The sequence below is a fragment of the Parasphingomonas frigoris genome, assembly GCF_036663815.1.
Taxonomy (GTDB): Bacteria; Pseudomonadota; Alphaproteobacteria; order Sphingomonadales; family Sphingomonadaceae; genus Sphingomonas.
In genome coordinates, this window is the sequence record NZ_JAXOJQ010000002.1 from 742321 (window position 1) to 765325 (window position 23005).

Below are 23005 nucleotides of genomic sequence, written 5' to 3' on the forward strand. Positions count from 1 at the left end.
CTCAGCGCACGCTGTACAGCGCGCTGCTTGCGTCGTGGTAGAGCGGGGTGTGCCCCGGCCACAGACCGGTGCGCCCCTGCGTGTCGAGCATCCAGACATAGTCGGACTGCGCCGGCCCGATCCGCGCCAGCCGCGCGTCGATCGCGCGCGCGGTCGGCCGGCCGGCGCAATCGTACGCATCGATCATCTGCGACGGATCGTAGCGCAGCGCATCGGGCAGCGGATAGATCACGCGCAGCAGCGGCGCGCCGGTCATCGGCCACTCGGCATTGACTAGGGCATCGCGCCGGACGATCGCGAGCGCAGGCAGATGCGGGTACGCCGTCTTGCGCCACCCGGCGTGACAGCCGTTGGTCAGCACCAGCGCCGCGATCCGGCTCCCGCGCGGCACGGAATCGAGCGCGGCGAGGTTCGAGCGATACTGCGCGTCGAGCGTATGCCAGCCCCACGCGATCGCGCCGATCCGCAGCGCGAACAGCAGCGTGGCGAACCGCACGATCCGCATCCCCCCCGCCACCGTCCCGCGCCAGCGCAGTGCGAGCGCCGCCATCATCAAAGCAAGCGGCGCAAGCCGTTCGTCGGCACCCCAGCTCGCGAACACCGTCGTCGGCATGAACAGGCACGCCAGGATCAGCAGCACCGCGCCATTGCCGATCCGCCAGTCGACCCGCCACTTGCCGCGCCACGCCAGCAGCAGGACGAGCGCGCCAAGCAGCAGCACCGTGCCGATGTCGAGCACCGGCGATCCGCCGCGCAGCACGACCACCCAGTTCATCAGCTTGCGCTGGAGCAGCTCGTCGCCATAGCCGAACGCCGCGCCCGCCCCTCCGCTGCGCCATGCCAGCGTCGCCACGAGCGGCGGCATCAGCGCGAGGCCCCGCAGCGCGGCATCGCCGATTGCCGCCACCAGCGCCGCGCGCCGCGACCAGACGCGTTCGAGTTCGAACCCGATCGCCAGCAGCACCAGCGCCCCCCACCCCATCGCATGCGCGAGCCACACGACGAAGCCGAGCGGCGCCAGCACCGAAAGATGCAGCCACACCGGCCGTTCGCGCAGCCGGATCCACGCCGCGAACGCGATCAGCGCGAGCGCCTGGGCGAGGCAGAAATTGACGAAGCCGAACAGCAGCGGATTGCCGAACACCAGGCACGCCGCGATCGCCGCGGCTGGACCGACGCGCCGATCCGCCGCGCGGGCGACCAGCACGATACCGGCGATCGTCAGAACCGGTAACGTCGCGGTGATCAGCCAGGCGGCACGCTCGGCGCCGAGAGATGGTCCGATCGCCCGGACCAGCAGATCGACGCCGAGATTGCCGACGAGATGCCAGTCGAAGACATAGAAATGGTTGAGCAGCGGCGAGCGGCCCGCGGCGAGCATGACGTGATAGCGCCCGACATGCCCGGGCCAGTCGGGCATCGACGGGATCGACGCGACCGCAAAGGGAAGCAACGCGAGCAGTGCCATGCCCCACAGCCACGGCGCGATGCGAGGAGCGGGCGCCTCGCCATGGTCAGTCCGCATCGCTCACTCCTTGGCGCGTCGCCATGCTCTTAGCGCGAAAGACCCAATCGCGGGTAAAGATGCGGGGCTCGACGGTGCCTTGCCGTTCCCCGCGCTTTTCTCCCCCGTTCGCCCTGAGCCTGTCGAAGGGCCCGGCTCCACTTGCGCCGGGATTGCGTGGGCGAGCGGGCCTTCGACAGGCTCAACCCGAACGGCCGTGCGGGACGCACCTGGATGCCCTCGAACCTAGAGATCGAGCGCCCAGCCGTCGCGCCCCTTGGGGTCGATCGGCTTGGTTGGAACGTAGCGCTCGGCCCCGGCGGTCAGCCGCAGGATCGTCCAATCGCCGCGCCGGTCGACCTCGGCGAGCGTGCAGCCGCAGCCGACAAACGCCGCGACGACATCGCCGCGCTGCGTGTCGAGCAATCCCGCCAGCACGATCGTCGCCCCCGGCGCGGCGATCGCGGCGAGTTCGGGCGCCATCGAGACGAGCGGCCCGGCGAGGATGTTGGCGATCACCAGGTCATACGGCGCGCGCGCGGTGATGCCGTCGTCGAGCGCACCGTCGGCGACGAGCAGGTCGATCCGCTCGAGCGCGTTGAGTGCGGCATTCTCGCGCGTGACGAGGATCGCCTTGGGGTCGATATCGGTCGCGACGATCTCGGCCTCGGGCCACAGATGCCGCACCGCAAAGGCGAGCAGCCCGGTACCCGTCCCGACGTCGATCGCGCGCGCGAACCGCTGGTCGGCCATGCGGTCGAGCATCGCCAGACAGCCCGAGGTGGTCGCGTGATGCCCGGTACCGAACGCCTGCCCCGCCTCGATCAGGAAGGCGCGACCGCCTGCCGGAGCCGCGACGGGATGCGCGCTGGTGTGGACGACGAAACGTCCCTCGGCGATCGGCTCGAGCCCATCCTGGCTGCGCGTCACCCAATCCTCGTTGGGGAGTTGCTCGATCTGCGGCGCGGCATCGCCGGCACTCGGCGCGAGCGCGCGGATCGAAGCGATCGTCGCGGGGCTCGGCTCGTCCTCGAGATAGGCGTCGAGCCGCCAATGCTCGCGATCGTCCTCCTCGAGTTCGGTGGTCATCAGCACCATGCCATCGGCCACGTCATCGGCGGCATCGATCGCCTCGGCCTCGGCGCGGGTGCAGGGGAGCGTCACTTTCCAGCTGGTCATGGCGAGCGTCCTGCCTGCCCCATCCCCCACGCGCAAGCGTGCCTTAACGACCGGATCGGCCGCGACGCTTATTTCCACGCGCGTTCTTCGTGGCTTCGTGTCTTCGTGTGAGACCCCTTCTTCTTTTTCGTCGTCGCAGAGGAGAAAGAAGAATGGCTCACACGAAGACACGAAGACACGAAGAAAAGGTGCTGCGCTTCGCGCGGTTATTCGTGGCGGAGGGCGTCGATCGGGTTGAGCGCGGCGGCGCGGCGGGCTGGGAAATAGCCGAACACGACGCCGATCACCGCCGAGATACCGAACGCGATCAGGTTGATCTGCGGCACGAACAGGAAATCGACCTTCATCACCGGTGCCAGCCCGAGGATCGCGAGCTGCGCGACGACCAGCCCGATCAACCCGCCGAGCATCGACAAGGCGATCGCCTCGACCAGGAACTGCATCAGCACCTCGTCGGCGACCGCGCCGATCGCGAGGCGGATGCCGATCTCGCGCGTGCGCTCGGTCACCGAGACCAGCATGATGTTCATGATCCCGATCCCGCCGACGATCAGGCTGATCGCCGCGACCGCGGTGACGATCCCGGTCAGCAGCGTCGTCGATTGCGTCAGCGTCGCCGAAATCTGGGCGGTATCGAAGATGTTGAAATCGTCGTCCTTGCCGCCATTGATGTTGCGCCGTTCGCGCAGCAGATCCTCGATCGAGGATTGCACCGCCGCGCTCGAATAGGCCTGGTCGACGCCGACCAGCATCAGCTTGAGGTCGGTCGTCCCGGTGAAGCGGCGCTGAACCGTTTTCAACGGCATGATGATGACATCGTCCTGGTCACCGCCAAAGCCCGCCTGTCCGCGCTTCGACAGCAAGCCGATCACGTCGCACGAAATCCCCGCGATGCGCAGCCGCGTGCCGAGCGGCGACGCGCCGCGATAGAGATTGTCGTTGACGGTGTTACCGATGATGCAGACCGATTTGCCCGCGGCTTCCTCGGCTTGGGTGAAGTAGCGCCCCTCGGCGAGCGGCCAGGGCTGGACCTGGAAATAGGCGTTGGTCGTGCCGTTGACCGTCGTCGACCAGTTCGCGCCTTCGTAAATCGCGGTGCCGGCGGTGCCGGCCTGCGCCGCAACCGCGGTGACACCCGCGATCTGGTCGCGGATCGCGGCAGGGTCGTCGGCCTTGAAGTCGGGCGGACGCGGACCACCGCCACCGCGGCCGAAGCCCTGGCCGGGGCGGACCTGCAAGATGTTGGTGCCGAGCGCGGCGATCGACTTCTGCACCGCAGCAGTGGTCGCCTGGCCGAGCGTCACCATCGTGACGACCGCCGCGACACCGATGATGATGCCCAGCGTGGTTAAGAACGAGCGCAGCTTGTGGCGAGCGATCGAACGGAGCGCGAGGAGGAGTGTGGTGCCGAACATCTTACTGCTCCCCTCCCGCTTGCGGGAGGGGCTGGGGGAGGGTTTGTCCGGATGGGCCGTCGCGTGTTGACAGCCCCTCCCCTAACCCCTCCCGCAAGCGGGAGGGGGATTCTGCCGGAACCTCGCCCGCCCGATGCTGCGCTTCGATCCGCTCGACCAGCCCGTCCTTGAAATGCACGATGGTATGCGCGAACGCCGCCATGTCGGGCTCGTGCGTCACCATGATCACGGTGATCCCGCTGTCGCGATTGAGTCCGGCGAGCAATTCCATGATCTCGATCGAGCGCTCCGAATCCAAATTCCCGGTCGGCTCGTCCGCCAGCAGCACCGCCGGTGACGTCACGATCGCGCGCGCGATCGCGACGCGCTGCTGCTGCCCGCCCGACAGTTCGGCCGGCGTATGGTCCCACCAGTCGGCGAGCCCCACCTTGTCGAGCGCCGCCATCGCCGAAGCGCGCCGTTCCTTCTTGGCATCGCCGCGATACAGCAACGGCAGCTCGACATTCTCGAGCGCCGTCGTGCGCGCGAGCAGGTTGAACCCCTGGAACACGAAGCCGAGATATTTGCGCCGCAGCAAGGCGCGCTGGTCGCGGCCGAGCGTCTCGACATGGACGCCCTTGAACAGGAAGGTCCCGCCGGTCGGCACGTCGAGGCAGCCGAGGATGTTCATCGTCGTCGACTTGCCCGAACCCGACGCGCCCATCACCGCGACGAAATCGCCCTGCGCGATATCGAGGTCGATCCCCTTGAGCGCCTGGAACGCGGTCGCGCCCTCGCCGTATGTCTTGACGACCTGGCGCAGCGACACGATCGGCGCGCCGAGCGTCGGCACATATTGTGCACCCGAGCCGGCGGTGGCGGCGTTACTGGCCACCGGCCTGCCCGCCCGACCGCTTGCGCTTGCTGCCGCCCGAGGCGGCCGCAGCGAGCTGCCCGGTGATCACCTGATCGCCCGGCTTGAGGTTGCCGCCGATCACCTCGGTCATCGACCCGTTGGTCTCGCCCGTCGTGATCTGCACCGGCTGCGGAACACCCTTCGCATCGGCGACGTACACCGTCTGCGATCCGCCACGCTTGACCGTCTCGCCCTTGCCGGTCCCCGCACCACCGCGCCGCGGCCGGCCGGGCAGCAACGCGCCGGCAATCCCCTTGTTCGCGCTGGCATTCGTATCGGTCGGCTTGAAGCGCAGCGCGGCATTGGGGACGAGCAGCACGTTGGCCTTGGCGGTCGTCGTGATGTCGGCGGTCGCGGTCATCCCCGGGCGCAGCTGCAGGTCGGCGTTGCCGACGCTCAAGGTCGCGCCATAGGAGACGACCTGCCCCGCCGTCGTGGTGGTGGTGGTCGTCGTCGTCGAGGCCGACTGCGCCGACAGGTTGGACCCGAGGTCGACGCGCGTGATCGTCGCCGGGAAGGTCTTGCCCGGGAAGGCATCGACGGTGAACATCGCCTTCTGCCCTTCCTTGACCGATCCGACATCGGCCTCGTCGATCGCGACTTCGAGCTTCATGCGGCTGAGATCCTCGGCGATGACGAACAAGGTCGGCGTGCTGAACGAGGCGGCGACGGTCTGTCCCGGCTCGATCTGGCGGGCGAGCACGACGCCGTTGACCGGCGAGCGCACCACGGTCTTGACCAGCTGCGTGGCGTTCGACGACAGCGTCGCGCGCGCCGAGGCGACGTTGGCCTGCGCCGCGCGCAAATTGGCGATCGCGCGGTTCTTGTCAGCGATCGCCTGGTCCATCTCGGTCTTGGCCGGAACGCGTCCGCCCGACAGGCGGCTGACCTCCTGATAGCGCGCGAGCGTCGCGTTCGATTGCGCCAGCGTCGCCTGGTTCTGCGCGACGGTGGCGACCGCGGCATCGAGCGCGGCCTGGCTCTGGTTGACCGCATCCTGGAAGCGCGAGGGATCGACCAGCGCCAGCGGCTGCCCCTTGGTCACGCGATCGTTGACGTCGACCACCACCTTGGTGACGAGCCCCGACAGTTCCGAGCCGACATCGACCTGGTTGGTCGGTGCGAGCTTGCCCGTCGCCGACACGCTGACCGAAAGCGTGCCGCGCGTCACCGCCTCGCTGGCATAATCAGCCTTGGCGGTGCCGCCGAAGCAGCTCTTGAGCAGCACCAGCAACAGCAGCACGCCGACGCCGACAGCCGCCCATTTCACCCAGCGCCGCCACGCCGGGACGGTCTTGGCGCCGAGGAAATCGTTGAGGTCGGTGCGCGCGGGATCGGCCATCTATCGTACCTGTGCGGGAGAGATTGGGAGGACGGTAGGATCGGCGGCACTATCCCAGCCGCCGCCGAGCGCTAGGTAGAGCTGGACCAGCGCGGTCGCGCGGTCGGACTGTGCTTGGCTGAGCCCGTTGCGCGCGGTGAGCAGGCTGCTCTCCGACGTGTTGAGTGTGGTGAAATCGGTCAGCCCGGCGCGATACTGCGTGCGCGCGAGCAGCGCGGTGTTGTTAGCGGCATCGAGCGCGATGGCGAATTCGGCGGCGCGGCGCTTGGCGCTGTCGAGGGCGACGACGGCATTCTCGACATCCTCTAGCCCGGTCAGCACGGTCGACTTGTACGCCGCGAACGCGCCTTCCGCCGCCGCCTCGTTCGCGCGGACCTGCGAGCGCAGCCGCCCGCCGTTGAAGATTGCCTGCGTCAGCCCGGCGAACACCTGGCCGGCGATGCTCTGGAACAGGTCGCCGATATGCGCGGCATCGGTCGAGACGCTGCCGCTGATCGCCAGCGCTGGATAGAGCGCCGCCTTGGACACCCCGATCTGCGCGGTCGCCGCGGCCAGCGCGCGCTCGGCCGAGCGCACGTCGGGGCGCTGGCGCAGCGTGTCGATCGGGACGCCGACCGCCACCGCGTCGGGTCCGCGCGGGATCGGCCGAACCGCGGCGAGCTCGGCCTTCAGCGCGCCCGGCGCCTGGCCGGTCAGCACACCGAGCCGCGAGACCGCGGCATTGTAATTCTGCTCGATCGTCGGGATCGTCGCCGCGGTCGAGGCCCGCTGCGACCGTGCCTGCTCGGCATCGAGCGACGAGACGAGCCCCGCCTGCACGCGGAAGCCCGCGATCTGGAGATTGTCGTCCTGCAGCCGCAGCGAATCGCGCGCATTGGCGAGCTGCGCCTGATACAGCCGCGCGAGCATGTAGTTGCGCGCGGTCTCGGCCTGGGTCGACAGCACGACCGTCGCATAATCATAGCCTGACGCCTGATATTGCGCGCGGCTCGCCTCGACCGTGCGGCGCACCTCGCCGAACAGCCCGACCTGATATTGCACGTCGAGCCCGAGCGAGACGGTGTCGCCCGATCCGCGCCCGGTGATCACGGTCGCGCCGCCCGGCAACGTCGTCGTGCCGCCACGAATGCTTTGCGAACGCGTATAGCCACCCGATCCGCTCAGCGTCGGCAGAAGCTGCGCGCGCGATTGCACCAGCGATTCGCGCGCCTGCCGCAACCGCGCGACGGCCTGCGCGATATCAAGATTGTTGGTCCGCGCCCGCTCGACGATCTGGGCCAGCAGTGGATCGTTGAAGGTCGTCCACCACGCGGTCAGGTCCGCCGCGGGGCGACCATCGGCGGGCACCGAATAGCCCTCGGGCACGCCAAGCGAGGCGGGGGTCGCGGGGCTATAGTTCGGGCCGACCGTACACGCTGTCAGCGGCACGGTGACGGCGAGCAGCAAGGAAAGGCGGTGGCGCATGGTGTTCCTGTGAACTAGCACACTGCGGCTGGTCCACCGTTTAATTGTCGCAACCTGTCGCGAACCGGTCCTATTCGCAAACAATCTATCCCGGATCGCCTGTCGATCTGCTCGCCTCGGCCTTTTCGTCGCTCGTTGGCGAGCCGGTCGAAGGGCTCCAAGGCACGAATGCGGCGGCTGCGCGGCGAGCAGGCCGCAGTGCTCACTCCATCTCGAGGATCACCGCATCGACCGCGAGGCTGTCGCCCGGCGCGGCGCTGACCGACTTGACCGTTCCGGCCTTCTCGGCGCGCAGGATGTTTTCCATCTTCATCGCCTCGACCACCGCGAGCGGCTGCCCCGCTTCCACCTTGTCGCCGGCACCGACGTCGAGCCGCATCAGCAGGCCCGGCATCGGACACAGCAGGAACTTCGACAGATCGGGCGGGATCTTGGTGATCATGTGCTGCGCGTAAGGTGCGACATGCGCCGGCAGCACCCGCGCGACATGGCTCGCGCCGCGCGTGGTGAGCTTGAAGCCGGTGCGCGTGCGCGCGATCCGGACGGTCAGCGGCGCATCGTCGAGCTCGGCCTCGACCACGCGGTCGCCCGGCGTATATTCGAGCGCGATGTCGAGATCGGCATCGTCGACGGTGATCCCGTCGGTCGAGATCGACACGAGATGGTCTGCCTCACCGATCCGCACCGACCATTCCGACGGCGGCCGCAGCCGCTTTCCGAGTTGCCCGTCTGTGCGCCGTGCGCGGTCGGCCTCGGCGGTTGCGGCAAAGGCGGCGATCGCGGCGAGCGCCTCGATCAGGTCTGGCTCGGCGGGCGCGCCATGGAAGCCATCGGGATATTCCTCGGCGATGAAGCCGGTGGTGATGTTGCCCGAGCGGAAGCGCGGGTGCTGCATCAGCGCCGAGAGGAAGTCGATATTGTTGCCCGGTCCCTCGATCTCGAACGCATCGAGCGCGTCGATCTGCGCGTCGATCGCTTCCTCGCGGGTCGGCGCCCAGGTGATCAGCTTGGCGATCATCGGGTCGTAGAACATGCTGACTTCGCCGCCCTCGCGCACACCGTCGTCGACGCGGGTGTAGACCTCCTTGAGCCCCTCCCCTTCAGGGGAGGGGGTGGGGGTGGGGGAGGTCTCACCGAGCCGGGCGTTGTCGCCCGCGGCACGCCCCTCCCCTAGCCCGTCCCGCAAGCGGGAGGGGGAAAGATAGGGCGTCTCGCTGCTTTCGGGCGGATTGTAGCGCACCAGCCGCCCGATGCTCGGCAGGAAGCCACGATACGGATCCTCGGCATAGACGCGATTCTCGATCGCCCAGCCGTTGAGCGTGACATCCTCCTGCGTAAACCCGAGCGGTTCGCCGGCGGCGACGCGGATCATCAGTTCGACCAGATCGAGCCCGGTCACCGCCTCGGTCACCGGATGCTCGACCTGCAGACGGGTGTTCATCTCGAGGAAGTAGAACCCCTCGCCGGTGGCGTCGGCGCCCGACACGATCAGCTCGACCGTCCCCGCCGAGAAATAGCCGACCGCGCGGGCGAGTGCGACCGCCTGCTCGCCCATGGCTTTGCGCATCTTGGGCGTGACGAACGGCGACGGCGCTTCCTCGACCACCTTCTGGTGGCGCCGCTGGATCGAGCATTCGCGCTCACCGAGATAGACGATGTTGCCGTGCTGGTCGCCCATCACCTGGATTTCGATATGGCGCGGCGACTCGATGAATTTCTCGATGAACACGCGGTCGTCGCCGAACGATGCGAGCCCCTCGCGCTTGGTCGCCTCGAAGCCCTCGCGCACGTCCTGCTCGGAATAGGCCAGCCGCATCCCCTTGCCGCCGCCGCCGGCCGAGGCCTTCATCATCACCGGATAACCGATCTCGCTGGCGATCCGCACCGCATCCTCGGTATCGGCGATCTCGCCGAGGAAACCGGGGACGACGTTGACGCCTGCCGCCTTGGCGAGCTTCTTCGATTCGATCTTGTCGCCCATCGCGGCGATGGCCTTGGGCGGCGGACCGACGAAGGCGATCCCGGCATCGGCGCAAGCGCGCGCGAAGCTCTCGCGCTCGGACAGGAAGCCGTAGCCCGGGTGGATGCAGTCCGCGCCGGTTTCCTTGGCGGCGAGGAGGATCAGGTCGGCGAGCAGATAGCTTTCGCCTGCCGGCGGCGGCCCGAGCCGGACACTCTCGTCGGCCATCAGGACGTGCGGGGAGCGGGCGTCGGCGTCGGAATAGACCGCGACGGTGGCGATCCCCATCTTCTTGGCGGTGCGCATCACACGGCAGGCAATTTCGCCGCGGTTCGCGACCAGGATTTTCTTGAACACTAGCGTCTCCGAAACCGAAAAATGCCGATCGTTCCCACCAGCCAGAGCAAGGGAAACCCGAAAAGGATGCAATTGGCGACAAGGCGTTTCTGGTCGCTGCAGGCGGTGCCGCCACTCCAACCGTAAATCACATGCTCCGGGCAATCACCAAACAGCGTGATGAACCCGATGCAGACGGCGAAACCAGCCAGCGCAACGGTCCAAAGCACCGCAGCCAAAGCCCGCCGCCAGGTCACGCGGCGACCCTCGCACAACGGGTCGGGATGGCCGCGATCATGCCACCGTCACCGCGCGACCAGCGCCTTGAGCTGCGCGGTCCGCGCCCGCGTGAGGGTCGCGCGGCACTGCGCGCTCACCATGGGCTGCATCGATCCGCCAGCATAGACCCCGCCCTCGACCACGCACTGCGTATCGCGATACTTGAGCCAGGCGCGTTGGCTCTCCAGCAACGCGCCCGCATAACCGAACCCGCCGCCGCGCGACGTGTCCTGCGCATCGCGGCCCTTCATATAGGCGTAGGTCCGCTTCCACTGCGCGGTCATCGCGGCGTCGGCCTGCGCATAGCTTGAGCCTGCGCTGCGGTTCATCGCCGCCTGGGTCTGGACGGGCGCGGCGGCGGTAAGGAGCAGGGCGATCAGCAACATGTCTTTTCCTTTCGCATCGGTTCCTCCCCAACCATCGGCACGAGCCCGAGTTTCGCCAGCAGCGCGGCATCCTTGTCGTCACCGGCATTGCCCGTGGTGAGCAGCTTGTCGCCGGTAAAGATCGAGTTCGCGCCTGCCATAAAGCATAGCGCCTGCGTCGCCTCGGACATGCTCTCGCGCCCGGCCGACAGCCGCACCATGCTCAGCGGCATCGTGATCCGCGCGACCGCGACGGTGCGGACGAACTCGATATCGTCAATCGCGGCGAGCGGCGTGTCGGCGAGCATGTTGCCGAGCACCGTACCCTTGACTGGCACCAGCGCATTGACCGGCACGCTCTCGGGGTGGCGCGGCAGCGTCGCGAGCGCATGGACGAAGCCGACCCGATCGCCGCGCGTCTCGCCCATTCCGACGATCCCGCCGCAGCACACGTTGATCCCCGCCTCACGGACGTTTTCGAGCGTGTCGAGCCGGTCCTGGAAGGTGCGCGTGGTGATGACATCGGCGTATTTTTCCGGCGAGGTGTCGATGTTGTGGTTGTAGTAATCGAGCCCCGCCGCGGCGAGCTGCTCGGCCTGGGCCGGCGTCAGCATGCCGAGCGTCATGCAGGTTTCCATCCCCATCTGGCGGACGCCCTGCACCATCTCGATGATCGCGGGCATGTCCTTGTCCTTGGGGTTGCGCCAGGCGGCGCCCATGCAGAAGCGCTGGCTCCCCGCATCGCGCGCCTGTGCCGCCGATTGCAGCACCGCGCGGACGTCCATCAGCTTGCTCGCCTTGAGCTCGGTCTCAGCCGAGGCGGACTGGTTGCAATAGCCGCAATCCTCGGGGCAGCCGCCGGTCTTGATCGACAAGAGCGTGCACAGCTGCACCTCGCCCGCGGCGTGATGCGCGCGGTGCGTCGTCTGCGCGCGGAACATCAGTTCGTCGAAGGGGAGATCGAACAAAGCGGCGATTTCGGCGCGAGTCCAGTCGGTGCGCACCTGCTCCCCTCCCGCTTGCGGGAGGGGTTGGGGGAGGGGCGTGCCAATGGCGCCATCGCTCGTTGACAGGCCCTCCCCTAGCCCCTCCCGCAAGCGGGAGGGGGACTCGCGTACATCACTCATTTCACATCTTCCTCGACCGGCGGCATATTGTGCCCCAGCAATCGCAATACTTCGCCCGCGGCTTCGACCAGATTGGTCCCGGGCCCGAAAATCCCCTGCACGCCAGCGTCGCGCAACACCTGATAATCCTGCGCCGGGATCACCCCGCCCGCGATCACCTTGATGTCGCCGCGGCCCGCCTCGCGCAGATGGCCGATCAGCTCGGGGATCAGCGTCTTGTGTCCTGCCGCCAGCGAAGATGCACCGACCACGTCGACGTCGCTTTCGATCGCGAGCTTGGCGGCTTCGGACGGCGTCTGGAACAGCGGCCCCGGCACCACATCGAACCCGAGATCGCCGAACGCCGACGAGACGAGGTTCGCGCCGCGGTCGTGCCCGTCCTGCCCCATCTTGGCGACGAGCATGCGCGGACGGCGGCCGTTGCGCGTCTCGAGCGAGACGACGCCTTCCTTGAGGCCTTGCCACGCGGCGTCGAATTCGTGCGCGCCGCCGTAAATGCCGGAGACCGGCGTCGGCACGGTATCGTAGCGCCCGAACACATCCTCCATCGCCGAGGAAATCTCGCCGAGCGTCGCGCGCTGGCGGGCGCATTCGACCGCGAGGTGCAGAACGTTCGCCGTGCCCCGCGCGCCCTCGCGTAACGCGTCGAGCGCGGCGGTGCATTTCGCCTCGTCGCGCCCGGCCTTCGACCGTGCGATCCGCGCGATCTGCGATTCGCGCACCGCGACGTTGTCCACGTCGAGGATGTCGATCGGGTCCTGCTCGGCGAGCTTGTACTTGTTGACGCCGACGATGACGTCCTCGCCCTTGTCGACGCGCGCCGCACGTCCGGCGGAAGCTTCCTCGATCATCGCCTTGGGCCAGCCCGCCGCGACGGCCTGCGCCATCCCGCCCTCGGCCTCAACGCGCTGGATGATCTCCCACGCCTTGTCGACCAGCTCCTCGGTCAGGCTCTCGATATAATAGCTGCCGCCGAGCGGATCGACGACCTTGGTCATCCCCGTCTCTTCCTGCAGCACGATCTGCGTGTTGCGCGCGATCCGTGCCGAGAAATCGGTCGGCAAAGCGATCGCCTCGTCGAGCGCGTTGGTGTGGAGCGATTGCGTCCCCCCCAGCATCGCCGCCATCGCCTCGACCGTAGTGCGGATCACATTGTTATACGGATCCTGCTCGGTCAGCGACACGCCGCTCGTCTGGCAATGCGTGCGCAGCATCTTCGAGCGCTCATCCTTTGCACCGAGATCGGTCATCACGCGGTGCCACAGCTTGCGCGCCGCGCGCAGCTTGGCGACCTCCATGAAGAAGTTCATGCCGATCGCAAAGAAGAACGACAGCCGCCCGGCAAACGCATCGAGATCGAGCCCGGACGCCATCGCTGCCTTGGCATATTCGCGGCCATCGGCAATCGTGAACGCCAGCTCCTGCAGCTGCGTCGCGCCCGCTTCCTGCATGTGATAGCCGGAAATCGAGATCGAGTTGAACTTCGGCATGTGCGCCGAAGTGTAGCCAATGATGTCCGAGATGATCCGCATGCTCGGCTCAGGCGGGTAGATGTACGTGTTGCGGACCATGAACTCCTTGAGGATGTCGTTCTGGATGGTCCCGTCGAGCAGATGCTGCGGCACGCCCTGCTCCTCGCCGGCGACAATGAAGAAAGCGAGGATCGGGATCACCGCGCCGTTCATCGTCATCGACACCGACATCTTGTCGAGCGGAATGCCGTCGAACAGGATCTTCATGTCGTCGATCGTGTCGATCGCCACGCCGGCCTTGCCGACGTCGCCGGTCACGCGCGGATGGTCGCTATCGTAGCCGCGATGCGTCGCGAGATCGAACGCGACCGACAGGCCCTTTTGGCCGGCGGCGAGGTTGCGGCGATAGAAGGCGTTCGACGCCTCGGCGGTCGAGAAGCCCGCGTACTGGCGGATCGTCCACGGCCGCCCCGCATACATCGACGCGCGCACGCCGCGCGTGAACGGCGCGAAGCCCGGCAGGCCGGGGTCGATCTCGGCCGTGTCCGCTGCGGTGTAGAGCGGCTTGACCGCGATCCCCTCGGGCGTGTGCCAGGTCAGGTCCTTGCCCTTGACCTCCTTGGCGGCAGCGGCCTGCCAGTCTTCCAGCGTTGGTTCGTCGGTCATACCATATCCGCGTCCCCGGCGAAGGCCGGGGCCCAGTTGCAACGGCCTATGGAACGCTCCGCGCCGCTTGACAACCGGACCGGCGCGCTCCCTCCGCGCTGCGGTCAGGCCGGTGTCAGGCGCCCGTGAAGACGGGTTTGCGCTTCTGCAGGAAGGCGATCCCGCCTTCGGTCGAATCCGCCGAGCCGCGCGCCAGCCGCTGGTTTTCCGCTTCCTGCAGCATCGCCGCGGCATAATCGCTTTCGTAGGCGCTGCGGATCTGGCGGCGTATCAGGCCGAGCGCGACGGTCGGGCCCGCTGCCAGCCGCTCGGCCAAAGCGAACGCAGCGGCATCGAGGGCATCGTCGGCGACCACGCGATGGATCATCCCCCACTCGAGCGCCTTGGCCGCGGGCACCTTCTCGCCGAGCAGCATCATCTCGCTCGCACGTGCCTTGCCGATCAGCCGCGGTAGCATCCAGCTCGCCCCGCCATCGGGCACGAGGCCGATGTTGACGAAGGCCTGGAGGAAATAGGCGGTCTCGCTCGCGACGCAGAAATCGGCGGCGAGTGCCAGGCTGCACCCGATCCCCGCCGCCGGCCCGCGCACCGCGCTGACGATGGGCACGGGCAGATCGGCGAGGGCCGCCATCGTCGGATTGTAGCTGTCGGTCAGCGCAGCAAAGGTCGTGTTGCCGGGATCGTCGCTGCCGAGCGCCCCGCCACCGACATCGGCACCCGAGCAAAACGCGCGCCCCGCCCCCGCGATCAGCACCGCGCGCGCGCCGTCGAGCGACGCCAGCGCCTGCCGCAGAGCGACGAACATCTCCGGCGGCGCGGCGTTGAGCCGCTCGGGCCGGTCGAGCGTGAGGACGAGCACGGCGCCGCGCCGTTCGGACTGGATCATCATGGTCATGGCGTTTCCCTGTTTTCGCGGGCGTGGTGGACGCGGACGATGCGGACCTGTCCGTCAGATATCGCATAGGTCACAACATATCGTACTTCGATGATCGACCATTCCCGATACGCGCGACCGACCGGCCGGCCAAGCTGCGGATAGGCAACCAACCGCTGCGCTCGTAGGCGTATCGTCGCAATCGTGCGATGCGCAAGATCGATGTCGCGCTGGGCCAGGAACAGCCAGATACGGTCCAGGTCGCCCAGCGAACGCAGCGACCAGACGACCCTCACAGATTGCGTTCGGCCAGCCAGCGCCGCTTGCGCTCATCAAAATGCGCCTCGACTTCCTCGGACGTATAGACACGCCCCGCCGCAATGTCGGCCTCGGCCTCTTCGATTCCGGCCCAATAGTCAGGATCGGCGTGCAAACGCGCCATCATCGCCTCGGTCTCGGGCGACCAGATCTGCTGGCCATGCTCGTCGAGCGGCCCGATATCGTCATCGACTGGCTGGAGGTTGGGTTTGGGGGCGTTCACGCACGCGACTATACGCGCGAACGCAGTCTGACGCTAGCCGTGCGCAGGCGTCTCCATCAGCTCGACCAGCATCCCGCCCATGTCCCTGGGGTGGATAAACACGATCGGCGTGCCATGCGCGCCGATCCGCGGCTCGCCGAGCACGGTCGCGCCCTTCGCCTTCAGATCGGCGACCGCGACATGGATGTCGGGCACTTCGAAACAGACGTGGTGCTGCCCGCCCGCCGGATTCTTACGCAGGAAGCCCGCGATCGGCGAGCTGTCGTCATACGGCTCGATCAGTTCGATCTGCGTGTTGGGCGTGTCGATGAAGCAGACCTTCACGCCTTGCGCGGGCAAGTCGAACGGCGCGCCGATCGCGGTCGCGCCGAGCAGATCGCGGTACAGCGCGATCGAGCGCTCGATCGAAGGGGTCGCCACACCGACATGGTTGAGCCGACCGAGCGTGGTCATCGCGGGGGATGGGGACGCCATGCGTTGCTCCTGTCGTTCGTCACTCATCGGGGTCGGGCTGCGGCGGCTTCGCGGCCGGGTCGTGCGCGGCGGCGGCGGCAGGCGCACCGGCCCGCGAGGGCGCGACGCCGAGCTGATAGTCGCACGCCGCCAGCACTTGCCGCACCGGCACCTCGCCCGGGCCGGCGAAGCTCGCATCGACCGGCTTGTTGTCGGGGTCGATCGCGCGGACGCGAATCGTCTTGCCGCGCGCGATCATCGCGGCGAGGTTCGACACGATCACGTCTTCGCTGATGAACGCGCCGCTGCCGGGAAACTGCCAGTTGGTGCCGAGCCAGCCGCCATCGTCGACGTTGATCGACACCGGACGCGGCAAGGCGGCGGCAAAGCCCGTGCGCGGGATGAACTGCAGCGAGACGATCTTCTCGCCGGCCGCGTCGCAGCGCAGCACGAAGCGCGCATTATTGTCGCTCGACCAGGCCGAGCTCGACGTCGCGAGGCTCTTTCCGGTGGTGCGCTTCTGGATCGACCAGGGCGCCGGCGCCGGTACAGATGCGGGCGCCGCCGGCGCTGCCGCTTGAAGCAGGAGCGCCGCGACGATCACTTTGCGCCGACCTTGGCGGTCGTCGCGACGACGCTCTCGGGCAGGTCCTTGCCGAACACGCGCTGATAATATTCGGCGACCAACGACCGCTCGGTCTCGTCGCACTTGTTGAGGAACGACAGGCGGAACGCGAAGCCGACATCGCCGAAGATCAGCGTGTTCTGGGCCCAGGTGATCACCGTGCGCGGGCTCATCACCGTCGAGATGTCGCCGTTGACGAAACCGCGCCGCGTCAGGTCCGCGACGCGCACCATGTTGTCGACCTGTTTCTTGCCCTCGGGCTGGTCATACTCGCCCGACTTGGCCAGCACGATCTGCGCCTCGACCGCGGCAGGCAGGTAGTTGAGCGTGACGACGATGTTCCAGCGGTCCATCTGGCCCTGGTTGATCTGCTGCGTGCCATGATACAGCCCCGACGTGTCGCCCAGGCCGACCGTGTTGGCGGTCGCGAACAGGCGGAAGAACGGGTTCGGGCGGATCACGCGGTTCTGGTCGAGCAGCGTCAGCTTGCCCTCGGTCTCAAGCACGCGCTGGATCACGAACATCACGTCGGGGCGGCCCGCGTCATATTCGTCGAACACGAGCGCGGTCGGCGTCTGCAGCGCCCAGGGCAGCAGCCCCTCGCGGAATTCGGTGACCTGCTGGCCGTCCTTCAAGACGATCGCATCGCGCCCGACGAGATCGATGCGGCTGATGTGCGCGTCCAAGTTGATCCGAATGCACGGCCAGTTGAGGCGTGCGGCGATCTGCTCGATATGCGTCGACTTGCCCGTGCCGTGATAGCCCTGCACCATCACGCGGCGGTTGAACGCGAAGCCCGCGCAGATCGCGAGCGTCGTGTCCTTGTCGAACACATAGGCCGGGTCGAGATCGGGCACGCGCTCGTCGGCGACCGAGAAGGCCGGGACTTCCATATCCGAATCGATCCCGAACAGGTCGCGGACTTTCTTCATCTGGTCGGGCGCGTCGAGGATCGTCGTCTCGCGGCTATCGGGCTGGGTGTTCGGAATCGTGGTCATGCTGAAAATGCTCTGCAAGAAGGTCGCCCCTCCCTAGCCGGTCGGATCGCGCCAAGTCGAGACGCGAGTTTCATGCAATCTTGGCGGGTAGCGCAAACAGGGTGCAAAATTGCGCGGCACGCGCCACATCGCCGCTGGCCGAAAGCCGCCCGCCCGCGACCACCTCGGCGAGCGGCGTCGTTCCGAACAGCGCCGGCAGGAACGCGTTGGGCTCGCCCGCCAGCACCGCGTCCGCTTGCGCGATTCCATCGCGGGCGAGCGTCAGACCGCCATCGCCGATCGCCGCCACATACCGCTCGTTCCCCAGCGAAAATCCGATCCGCGCGGCAAAGCCCTCTGCTTTTGCGGGATCGAACATCATCCGCAACGCAAGCATCAGCGCGACGCGCGAGAAAGGCAGCGACGGGTCGTGCGCGGGCGAGCGCAGCGCCCAGCGGCCGAGCGCCATGACGATCGGCTCGGCCTCATACCCCCACGGTGTCAGGCCATAGACCTGCACATTGGCCGGCGGCGGCAACGTCTCGCGCGTCAGCACGCCCGCCGCCTCGAGCCCCTGCAGCCGCTGCGTCAGCACATTCGCGCTCACCCCCGGCAGGCCGCTGCGAATCTCGCCGAAGCGGCGCGGGCCCAGCAGCAGTTCGCGGATGATCAGCAGCGCCCAGCGTTCGCCGACGAATTCGAGCGCCAACGCAGTGCCACAAGCGTCGCCGTACCAACGCTTCGACGCACCATCAGATAGATTAGTCACTTTTTCTAACTTCATGGTTGTATTTCATAAGCGGCAGCGGCATCCCATGCAAACCTGGAATCGCACCGGAGTGTTGCGCCATGACCAAAAGGATCTTCATCAGCCTGCCCGTCGCCGACATCGCGGCATCAACCGCCTTTTACGAGGCGATCGGCTGCACCAAGAACCAAGCCTTCTCCAGCGACGCCGCCGCCTCGATGGCGTGGTCCGACACCATCACCTTCAACCTGCTCAGCCACCCGGTCTATCGCGGGATTTCGCCCAAGCCGCCGGGCAATGCGCGGACGACCGGTGGCCCGCTGTTCGCACTGGCGCTCGACACGCGCGAAGCGGTCGATGCCTTTGCTGCCGTCGCGATCGCCGCGGGCGGGCGTGAAGTCCACGGCGCCGAGGACGAAGGCTTTATGTATTCGCGCGGCGTCGAGGATCCCGACGGCCATGGCTTCGGCCCGGTCTGGATGGACGAGTCCGCCGTCCCAGCCGCGCCTTCCGAAGCGGCGCTCGCCGACTGATCCTGGCACTTAAGGAGCGGTACCGATGACCCCGACCATCACCACCTTCGCCTGGGTCCCGACCTTCGCCCGCGGGCAGGTGCGCGATCTGCGCGCGCGCTGGGCGTTCGAGGAGATTGGCGAGCGCTACGCCGTCGATCTGATCCGCGACGCCAAGACCCCCGAGCATCGCCGCCTGCAACCCTTCGGCCAGGTGCCGACCTATCGCGACGACGGCATCGCGCTGTTCGAATCGGGCGCGATCGTCCTGCACATCGCGCGCCGCGGCGCGGGGCTGCTGCCCGACGATGCCGCGGGCCGCGCGATCGCCGAGCAATGGGTGATCGCCGCGCTCAATTCGGTCGAACCCTGCCTGATGGATCTGGTGCGCTGCGACCTGTTCGAGGCCGACAAGCCGTGGTCGGCGCAGCGTCGCCCGAGCGTCCTGGAGGCGGCGCGCGCACGACTCGGCGGGGTGGCGGCGGCGCTCGGCGACCAGCCCTATCTCGGCGGCGACAGCTTCACCGTCGGCGACCTGGTGATGGCGGCGGTGCTGCGCATCGGACCGAGCAAGGAATTGTTCGAAGGCTTCCCGACGCTCGCCGCCTATCGCGCGCGCTGCACCGCCCGCCCCGCGTTCGAACGCGCGCTCGCCGACCAGCTCGCGTTGTACGCCGAGGAACCCGTCCCCGCCTAATGAGGAGGCCCGAGCGATGACCAATCCCCATGGCACGCCGATCTGGTACGAACTGGTGAGCGCCGACCCGCGCGCGTCGAAGGCGTTCTACGATCATGTCATCGGCTGGCAGATCGGCGAGCCCGCCCCCGACATGGACTATCGCATGATCGAAACCGGCCACGGCGCGGTCGGTGGCGTGATGCGGCTCAGCGACGAAATGGCCCAGGGCGGCGCCAAGCCCGGCTGGCTGTTCTACATCGGCGTCGACGATGTCGATGCGTCTGTCGAGGCCATCAAGGCCGCTGGCGGCGCGGTGCAGATGGGCCCGTGGAGCATCCCCGGCGTCGGCCGCATGGCGGTGGTCGCCGATCCGCAGGGCATTCCGTTCTACATCATGCGCGGCGACAGCGATGCGGACAGCACCGCCTATGAACGCACCGGCATGGGCAAGTGCAACTGGAACGAGCTGATCACCCCCGACCAGGAAGCCGGCGACGCCTTCTACCGCAGCGTCTTCCACTGGAACTATCCCGACGTGATGCCGATGGGCCCGATGGGCGAATACCGCTTCATCGCGGTCGGCGACACGACCTTCGGCGCGACGATGCGCCATCCCGGCGAAGGCCCGCCGCCCGGCTGGCAATTCTACTTCCGCGCGCCCGATATCGAAGCGGCGGCCGTGAAGGTCGCCGAGGCCGGCGGCACGCTGATGATGGGCCCGATGGACGTGCCCGGCGGCGACCGCATCATCGTCGCCAGCGACCCGCACGGAAGCGTGTTCGGCGTGGTCGGCCCAGGCGAAGGCGCCACTGCGTGAACAAGATCGTCCCCTGCCTGTGGTACGACGGCACCGCCGAGCAAGCCGCGACCTTCTACGCCGCGACTTTCCCCGACAGCCATGTCGACGCGGTCCACCGCGCGCCGGGCGATTATCCCGCGGGCACGCAGGGCGATGCGCTGACCGTCGAGTTCACCGCCTGCGGCATGGCGTTCCTCGGCCTCAACGGCGGCCCCGGCCATCCGCACAGCGACGCGGTCTCTTTCCAGATTTACACCGACACACAGGAGGAGACCGATCTTTATTGGGACGCGATCGTCGGCGGCGGGGGAAGCGAGAATGCGTGCGGCTGGTGCAAGGACAGATGGGGCCTGTCGTGGCAGATCACCCCGCGCGCGCTGATGCGCGCGATCTCCAACCCCGATCCCGCCGCCGCCGGCCGCGCCTTTACGGCGATGATGACGATGCGCAAGATCGACATCGCCGCGATCGAGTCGGCGGTGGCAGGGGAGCCGGTGCTTGCGTAGAATCATCGGCGGGATGTTTCAGTCGCTCGACGGCGTGATTCAGGCGCCGGGCGGACCGAGCGAGGACCCGACCAACGGCTTTCCCCACGGCGGCTGGATGTTCCCGGTCTCGGACGAAGCCGTCGGCGACGCGGTCGGCGCGTTCTTCGCGGGGCCGTACGACCTGCTGCTCGGCCGGCGCACCTACGACATCTTCGCCGCCTATTGGCCCTATGTCGACGGCCACGCGAAGCCGATGGGCGACGCCTTCACCGCGGCGAACAAATACGTCCTGACCCGCGGCGCACAGCCGCTCGCCTGGGCCAACAGCCACCGGCTCGCCGACATGGCCGCGGTCGCCGCGCTGAAACACAGCGACGGTCCCGATCTGCTGATCCAGGGCAGCAGCACGCTCTACCCCGCCCTGCTCGCCGAGGGACTGCTCGATCAGCTCAAGCTCTATACGCTGCCGGTCGTGCTCGGCACCGGCAAGCGGCTGTTCGGCGCCGACACCCCGCCCCTCACGCTACGGATGACCGGCCACAGCGTCACCCCCGGCGGCACGGTAATCGCGACCTACGAACCCGCCGGCGCGGTCGGCGCGGGCGCGTTCGGCAATGTCGACAGCCCGCCCGAGCGCAAGCGCCAGCGCCGCATGGCGGAGGGCAGCTGGTGATCGAGCTCTTCGGCCATCCCTTCTCGTCCTACACGTGGAAGGTGCTGATCGCGCTCCACGAGAACGCCACCCCCTTCACCTTCCGCATGATCGAGGATCCCGCGCACAAGGCGACACTCGCCGCGCTGTGGCCGGTCGGCAAGTTCCCGGTGCTGCGCGAGGGCGAGCGCGTGGTGGTCGAGACCAGCACGATCATCGAATATCTGCAGACCCGCCATACCGGCCCGGTGCTTTTCCTCCCCGCGGATCCCGCCGTCGCGCTCGAGGTGCGGATGCTCGACCGCGTGTTCGACAACCATGTGATGAACGTCATGACGCGCGCCGTGGTCGACGCGATGCGCCCGCCCGAGCGGCGCGACCCCGACCTCGCCGCAAGCGTCGGGACCGCGCTCGACCAGATCTATGGCTGGCTCGACACGCGGCTCGCCGGGCGCGTCTGGGCGGCGGGCGATGCCTTCACGCTCGCCGACTGCGCCGGGGCGCCATCGCTTTTCTATGCCGACTGGGTCCACCCGATCGCCGATCGCTTCGCCGTGCTGAAAGGGTACCGCGCGCGCGTCCTCGCCCGCACGTCGGTGGCGCGCTGCGTCGACGAGGCGCGGCCCTACCGCCACTATTTCCCGCTCGGCGCACCCGACCGCGATTGATCCCCAGGAGAGACATGATGGACGATACCTCGCCGACCGACGCCGGCCCCCACGACCTGACGATCACGCGGCTGATCGACGCCCCGCGCGAAGCGGTCTGGCGCGCCTATACCGATTACCTCGCCGAATGGTGGTGCCCCAAGCCGTGGAGCGTCGAGCTCCTCGAGCAGGACATGCGCCCCGGCGGCCGCTCGGCGATGATCATGCGCGGGCCCAATGGCGAGGAATCGCCGCAGGAGGGCGTCTATCTCGAAATCGTGCCGCAGCAGCGGATCGTCTTCACCGACGCGTTCAGCGCGGGCTGGCACCCGCAGGGGCCGTTCATCGTCGGCATCATGGAATTCGCCGACGAGGCCGGCGCCACCCGCTACACCGCCACCGCGCGCCACTGGAGCGCCGAGGCGAAGGCGCAGCACGAAGCGATGGGTTTCGTCGAAGGCTGGGGCAAGGTCGCCGAACAGTTGGAGGAAGTGGCCAAGCGCATCGCCTAACTCAATTCCTCCCCCGCAAAGCGGGGGAGGGGGACCACCAGCCTCCTTCAGGCTGGTGGTGGAGGGGGGAAGCGCGCGCCAACCTCGGAATTGATGGACCGAACGACCGAGTCCAGATCGCGCAACACATCCTCAGCCCGTACCCGCAGCACCGCCACTCCACGCTGCTCCAACCAGGCATCGCGCACCGCATCGCGCACCGGCCGATCCCCCCGCGAATGCGCCTCGCCATCCACCTCGATCGCAAGCCGCGCCGGCCCGCAGTAAAAATCCAGCACATAGTCTCCAGCAGGCGCCTGCCGGCGGAACCGGTATCCCCCCGGCTGGCTACGGAGAACCTCCCACAGCAACACCTCGGGCAACGACATCTCGCGCCGCAACCGCTTGGCGGCAACGCGGACCCGGCGGGTGCCCTTCACCTCCACCGGCGCCCCCCTCCACCATTCGCTGAACGCTCATGGTCCTCCTCCCGCGCTGCGCGAGGAAGGAATTTA

26 protein-coding genes are annotated in these 23005 nt (G+C 67.9%); 7 read left to right on the plus strand and 19 right to left on the minus strand.

Annotated features, from left to right (window positions below; translation table 11 throughout):
• Position 1 precedes the first annotated feature (1 nt).
• From U1872_RS08935 to U1872_RS09020, 18 genes are all read right to left on the minus strand, one after another.
• Positions 2-1525 (minus strand): hypothetical protein, encoded by a 1524-nt coding sequence (locus U1872_RS08935; RefSeq protein ID WP_332792527.1) that lies wholly within the window; start codon positions 1523-1525, stop codon positions 2-4.
• A gap of 225 nt (positions 1526-1750) precedes the next feature.
• Positions 1751-2683 (minus strand): 50S ribosomal protein L11 methyltransferase, encoded by a 933-nt coding sequence (locus U1872_RS08940; protein WP_332792528.1) that lies wholly within the window; start codon positions 2681-2683, stop codon positions 1751-1753.
• Positions 2684-2889: 206 nt separating this feature from the next.
• The gene (locus U1872_RS08945; RefSeq protein ID WP_332792529.1) at positions 2890-4098 is read right to left on the minus strand and encodes an ABC transporter permease; all 1209 of its coding nucleotides are present in this window, start codon (positions 4096-4098) and stop codon (positions 2890-2892) included.
• A 1-nt stretch (position 4099) separates the two neighbouring features.
• Complete coding sequence (locus U1872_RS08950; RefSeq protein WP_332792530.1) at positions 4100-4972, minus strand: ABC transporter ATP-binding protein; 873 nt, start codon at positions 4970-4972, stop codon at positions 4100-4102.
• A complete protein-coding gene (locus U1872_RS08955) occupies positions 4962-6335 on the minus strand; it encodes an efflux RND transporter periplasmic adaptor subunit (RefSeq protein WP_332792531.1) in 1374 nt (457 codons plus the stop codon). Before U1872_RS08955 ends, U1872_RS08950 begins: the two co-directional genes overlap by 11 nt.
• Positions 6336-7799 carry an efflux transporter outer membrane subunit gene (locus U1872_RS08960; RefSeq protein WP_332792532.1) on the minus strand — a complete coding sequence of 488 codons (1464 nt, stop codon included), beginning with the start codon at positions 7797-7799 and terminating at the stop codon, positions 6336-6338.
• 202 nt (positions 7800-8001) lie between these two features.
• On the minus strand, positions 8002-10065 hold the full coding sequence (locus U1872_RS08965; protein ID WP_443025365.1) for an ATP-binding protein: 2064 nt from the start codon (positions 10063-10065) through the stop codon (positions 8002-8004).
• A 50-nt stretch (positions 10066-10115) separates the two neighbouring features.
• Positions 10116-10352, minus strand: a complete 237-nt coding sequence (locus tag U1872_RS08970) for a hypothetical protein (RefSeq protein WP_332792534.1) — start codon at positions 10350-10352, stop codon at positions 10116-10118.
• Positions 10353-10400: 48 nt separating this feature from the next.
• On the minus strand, positions 10401-10760 hold the full coding sequence (locus U1872_RS08975) for a lysozyme inhibitor LprI family protein (protein WP_332792535.1): 360 nt from the start codon (positions 10758-10760) through the stop codon (positions 10401-10403).
• Complete coding sequence (gene bioB / locus U1872_RS08980) at positions 10751-11743, minus strand: biotin synthase BioB (RefSeq protein ID WP_332792536.1); 993 nt, start codon at positions 11741-11743, stop codon at positions 10751-10753. Before bioB ends, U1872_RS08975 begins: the two co-directional genes overlap by 10 nt.
• A 119-nt stretch (positions 11744-11862) precedes the next feature.
• Positions 11863-14004, minus strand: coding sequence for a methylmalonyl-CoA mutase (scpA, locus tag U1872_RS08985; RefSeq protein WP_332792537.1), 2142 nt, complete (start codon positions 14002-14004; stop codon positions 11863-11865).
• A gap of 115 nt (positions 14005-14119) precedes the next feature.
• The gene (locus U1872_RS08990) at positions 14120-14899 is read right to left on the minus strand and encodes an enoyl-CoA hydratase-related protein (RefSeq protein WP_332792538.1); all 780 of its coding nucleotides are present in this window, start codon (positions 14897-14899) and stop codon (positions 14120-14122) included.
• Positions 14896-15174: a type II toxin-antitoxin system RelE/ParE family toxin gene (locus tag U1872_RS08995; RefSeq protein WP_332792539.1), complete on the minus strand. Its 279-nt coding sequence runs from the start codon at positions 15172-15174 to the stop codon at positions 14896-14898. Before U1872_RS08995 ends, U1872_RS08990 begins: the two co-directional genes overlap by 4 nt.
• Positions 15171-15419: a hypothetical protein gene (locus tag U1872_RS09000; RefSeq protein WP_332792540.1), complete on the minus strand. Its 249-nt coding sequence runs from the start codon at positions 15417-15419 to the stop codon at positions 15171-15173. The genes U1872_RS08995 and U1872_RS09000 overlap by 4 nt, the downstream gene beginning before the upstream one ends.
• Before the next feature lie 33 nt (positions 15420-15452).
• Positions 15453-15893 (minus strand): methylmalonyl-CoA epimerase, encoded by a 441-nt coding sequence (mce, locus tag U1872_RS09005; protein ID WP_332792541.1) that lies wholly within the window; start codon positions 15891-15893, stop codon positions 15453-15455.
• Positions 15894-15912: 19 nt separating this feature from the next.
• A complete protein-coding gene (locus U1872_RS09010; protein WP_332792542.1) occupies positions 15913-16476 on the minus strand; it encodes a hypothetical protein in 564 nt (187 codons plus the stop codon).
• Complete coding sequence (gene cobS / locus U1872_RS09015) at positions 16473-17495, minus strand: cobaltochelatase subunit CobS (RefSeq protein WP_332792543.1); 1023 nt, start codon at positions 17493-17495, stop codon at positions 16473-16475. Before cobS ends, U1872_RS09010 begins: the two co-directional genes overlap by 4 nt.
• A gap of 70 nt (positions 17496-17565) precedes the next feature.
• Positions 17566-18183 (minus strand): winged helix-turn-helix transcriptional regulator, encoded by a 618-nt coding sequence (locus U1872_RS09020; protein WP_332792544.1) that lies wholly within the window; start codon positions 18181-18183, stop codon positions 17566-17568.
• 140 nt (positions 18184-18323) lie between these two features.
• Between U1872_RS09020 and U1872_RS09025 the strand changes: the two genes are divergently transcribed.
• Genes U1872_RS09025 through U1872_RS09055 form a run of 7 tightly spaced genes read left to right on the plus strand, consistent with a single transcriptional unit; the run spans position 18324 to position 22511 of the window.
• On the plus strand, positions 18324-18755 hold the full coding sequence (locus U1872_RS09025; protein WP_332792545.1) for a VOC family protein: 432 nt from the start codon (positions 18324-18326) through the stop codon (positions 18753-18755).
• 25 nt (positions 18756-18780) lie between these two features.
• The gene (locus U1872_RS09030; RefSeq protein ID WP_332792546.1) at positions 18781-19431 is read left to right on the plus strand and encodes a glutathione S-transferase family protein; all 651 of its coding nucleotides are present in this window, start codon (positions 18781-18783) and stop codon (positions 19429-19431) included.
• A 16-nt stretch (positions 19432-19447) separates the two neighbouring features.
• Complete coding sequence (locus U1872_RS09035) at positions 19448-20230, plus strand: VOC family protein (protein WP_332792547.1); 783 nt, start codon at positions 19448-19450, stop codon at positions 20228-20230.
• Positions 20227-20718 (plus strand): VOC family protein, encoded by a 492-nt coding sequence (locus U1872_RS09040; RefSeq protein WP_332792548.1) that lies wholly within the window; start codon positions 20227-20229, stop codon positions 20716-20718. Before U1872_RS09035 ends, U1872_RS09040 begins: the two co-directional genes overlap by 4 nt.
• Entirely contained in the window at positions 20711-21373 is a 663-nt protein-coding gene (locus U1872_RS09045) for a dihydrofolate reductase family protein (protein ID WP_332792549.1), read from the plus strand. The genes U1872_RS09040 and U1872_RS09045 overlap by 8 nt, the downstream gene beginning before the upstream one ends.
• Positions 21370-22020: a glutathione S-transferase family protein gene (locus tag U1872_RS09050; RefSeq protein WP_332792550.1), complete on the plus strand. Its 651-nt coding sequence runs from the start codon at positions 21370-21372 to the stop codon at positions 22018-22020. Before U1872_RS09045 ends, U1872_RS09050 begins: the two co-directional genes overlap by 4 nt.
• 17 nt (positions 22021-22037) lie before the next feature.
• Positions 22038-22511: an SRPBCC family protein gene (locus U1872_RS09055; RefSeq protein WP_332792551.1), complete on the plus strand. Its 474-nt coding sequence runs from the start codon at positions 22038-22040 to the stop codon at positions 22509-22511.
• A gap of 47 nt (positions 22512-22558) precedes the next feature.
• Here the strand turns inward: U1872_RS09055 and U1872_RS09060 are convergent, their stop codons facing one another.
• Positions 22559-22936 (minus strand): endonuclease domain-containing protein, encoded by a 378-nt coding sequence (locus U1872_RS09060; protein ID WP_332792552.1) that lies wholly within the window; start codon positions 22934-22936, stop codon positions 22559-22561.
• Between the last annotated feature and the right edge of the window lie 69 nt (positions 22937-23005).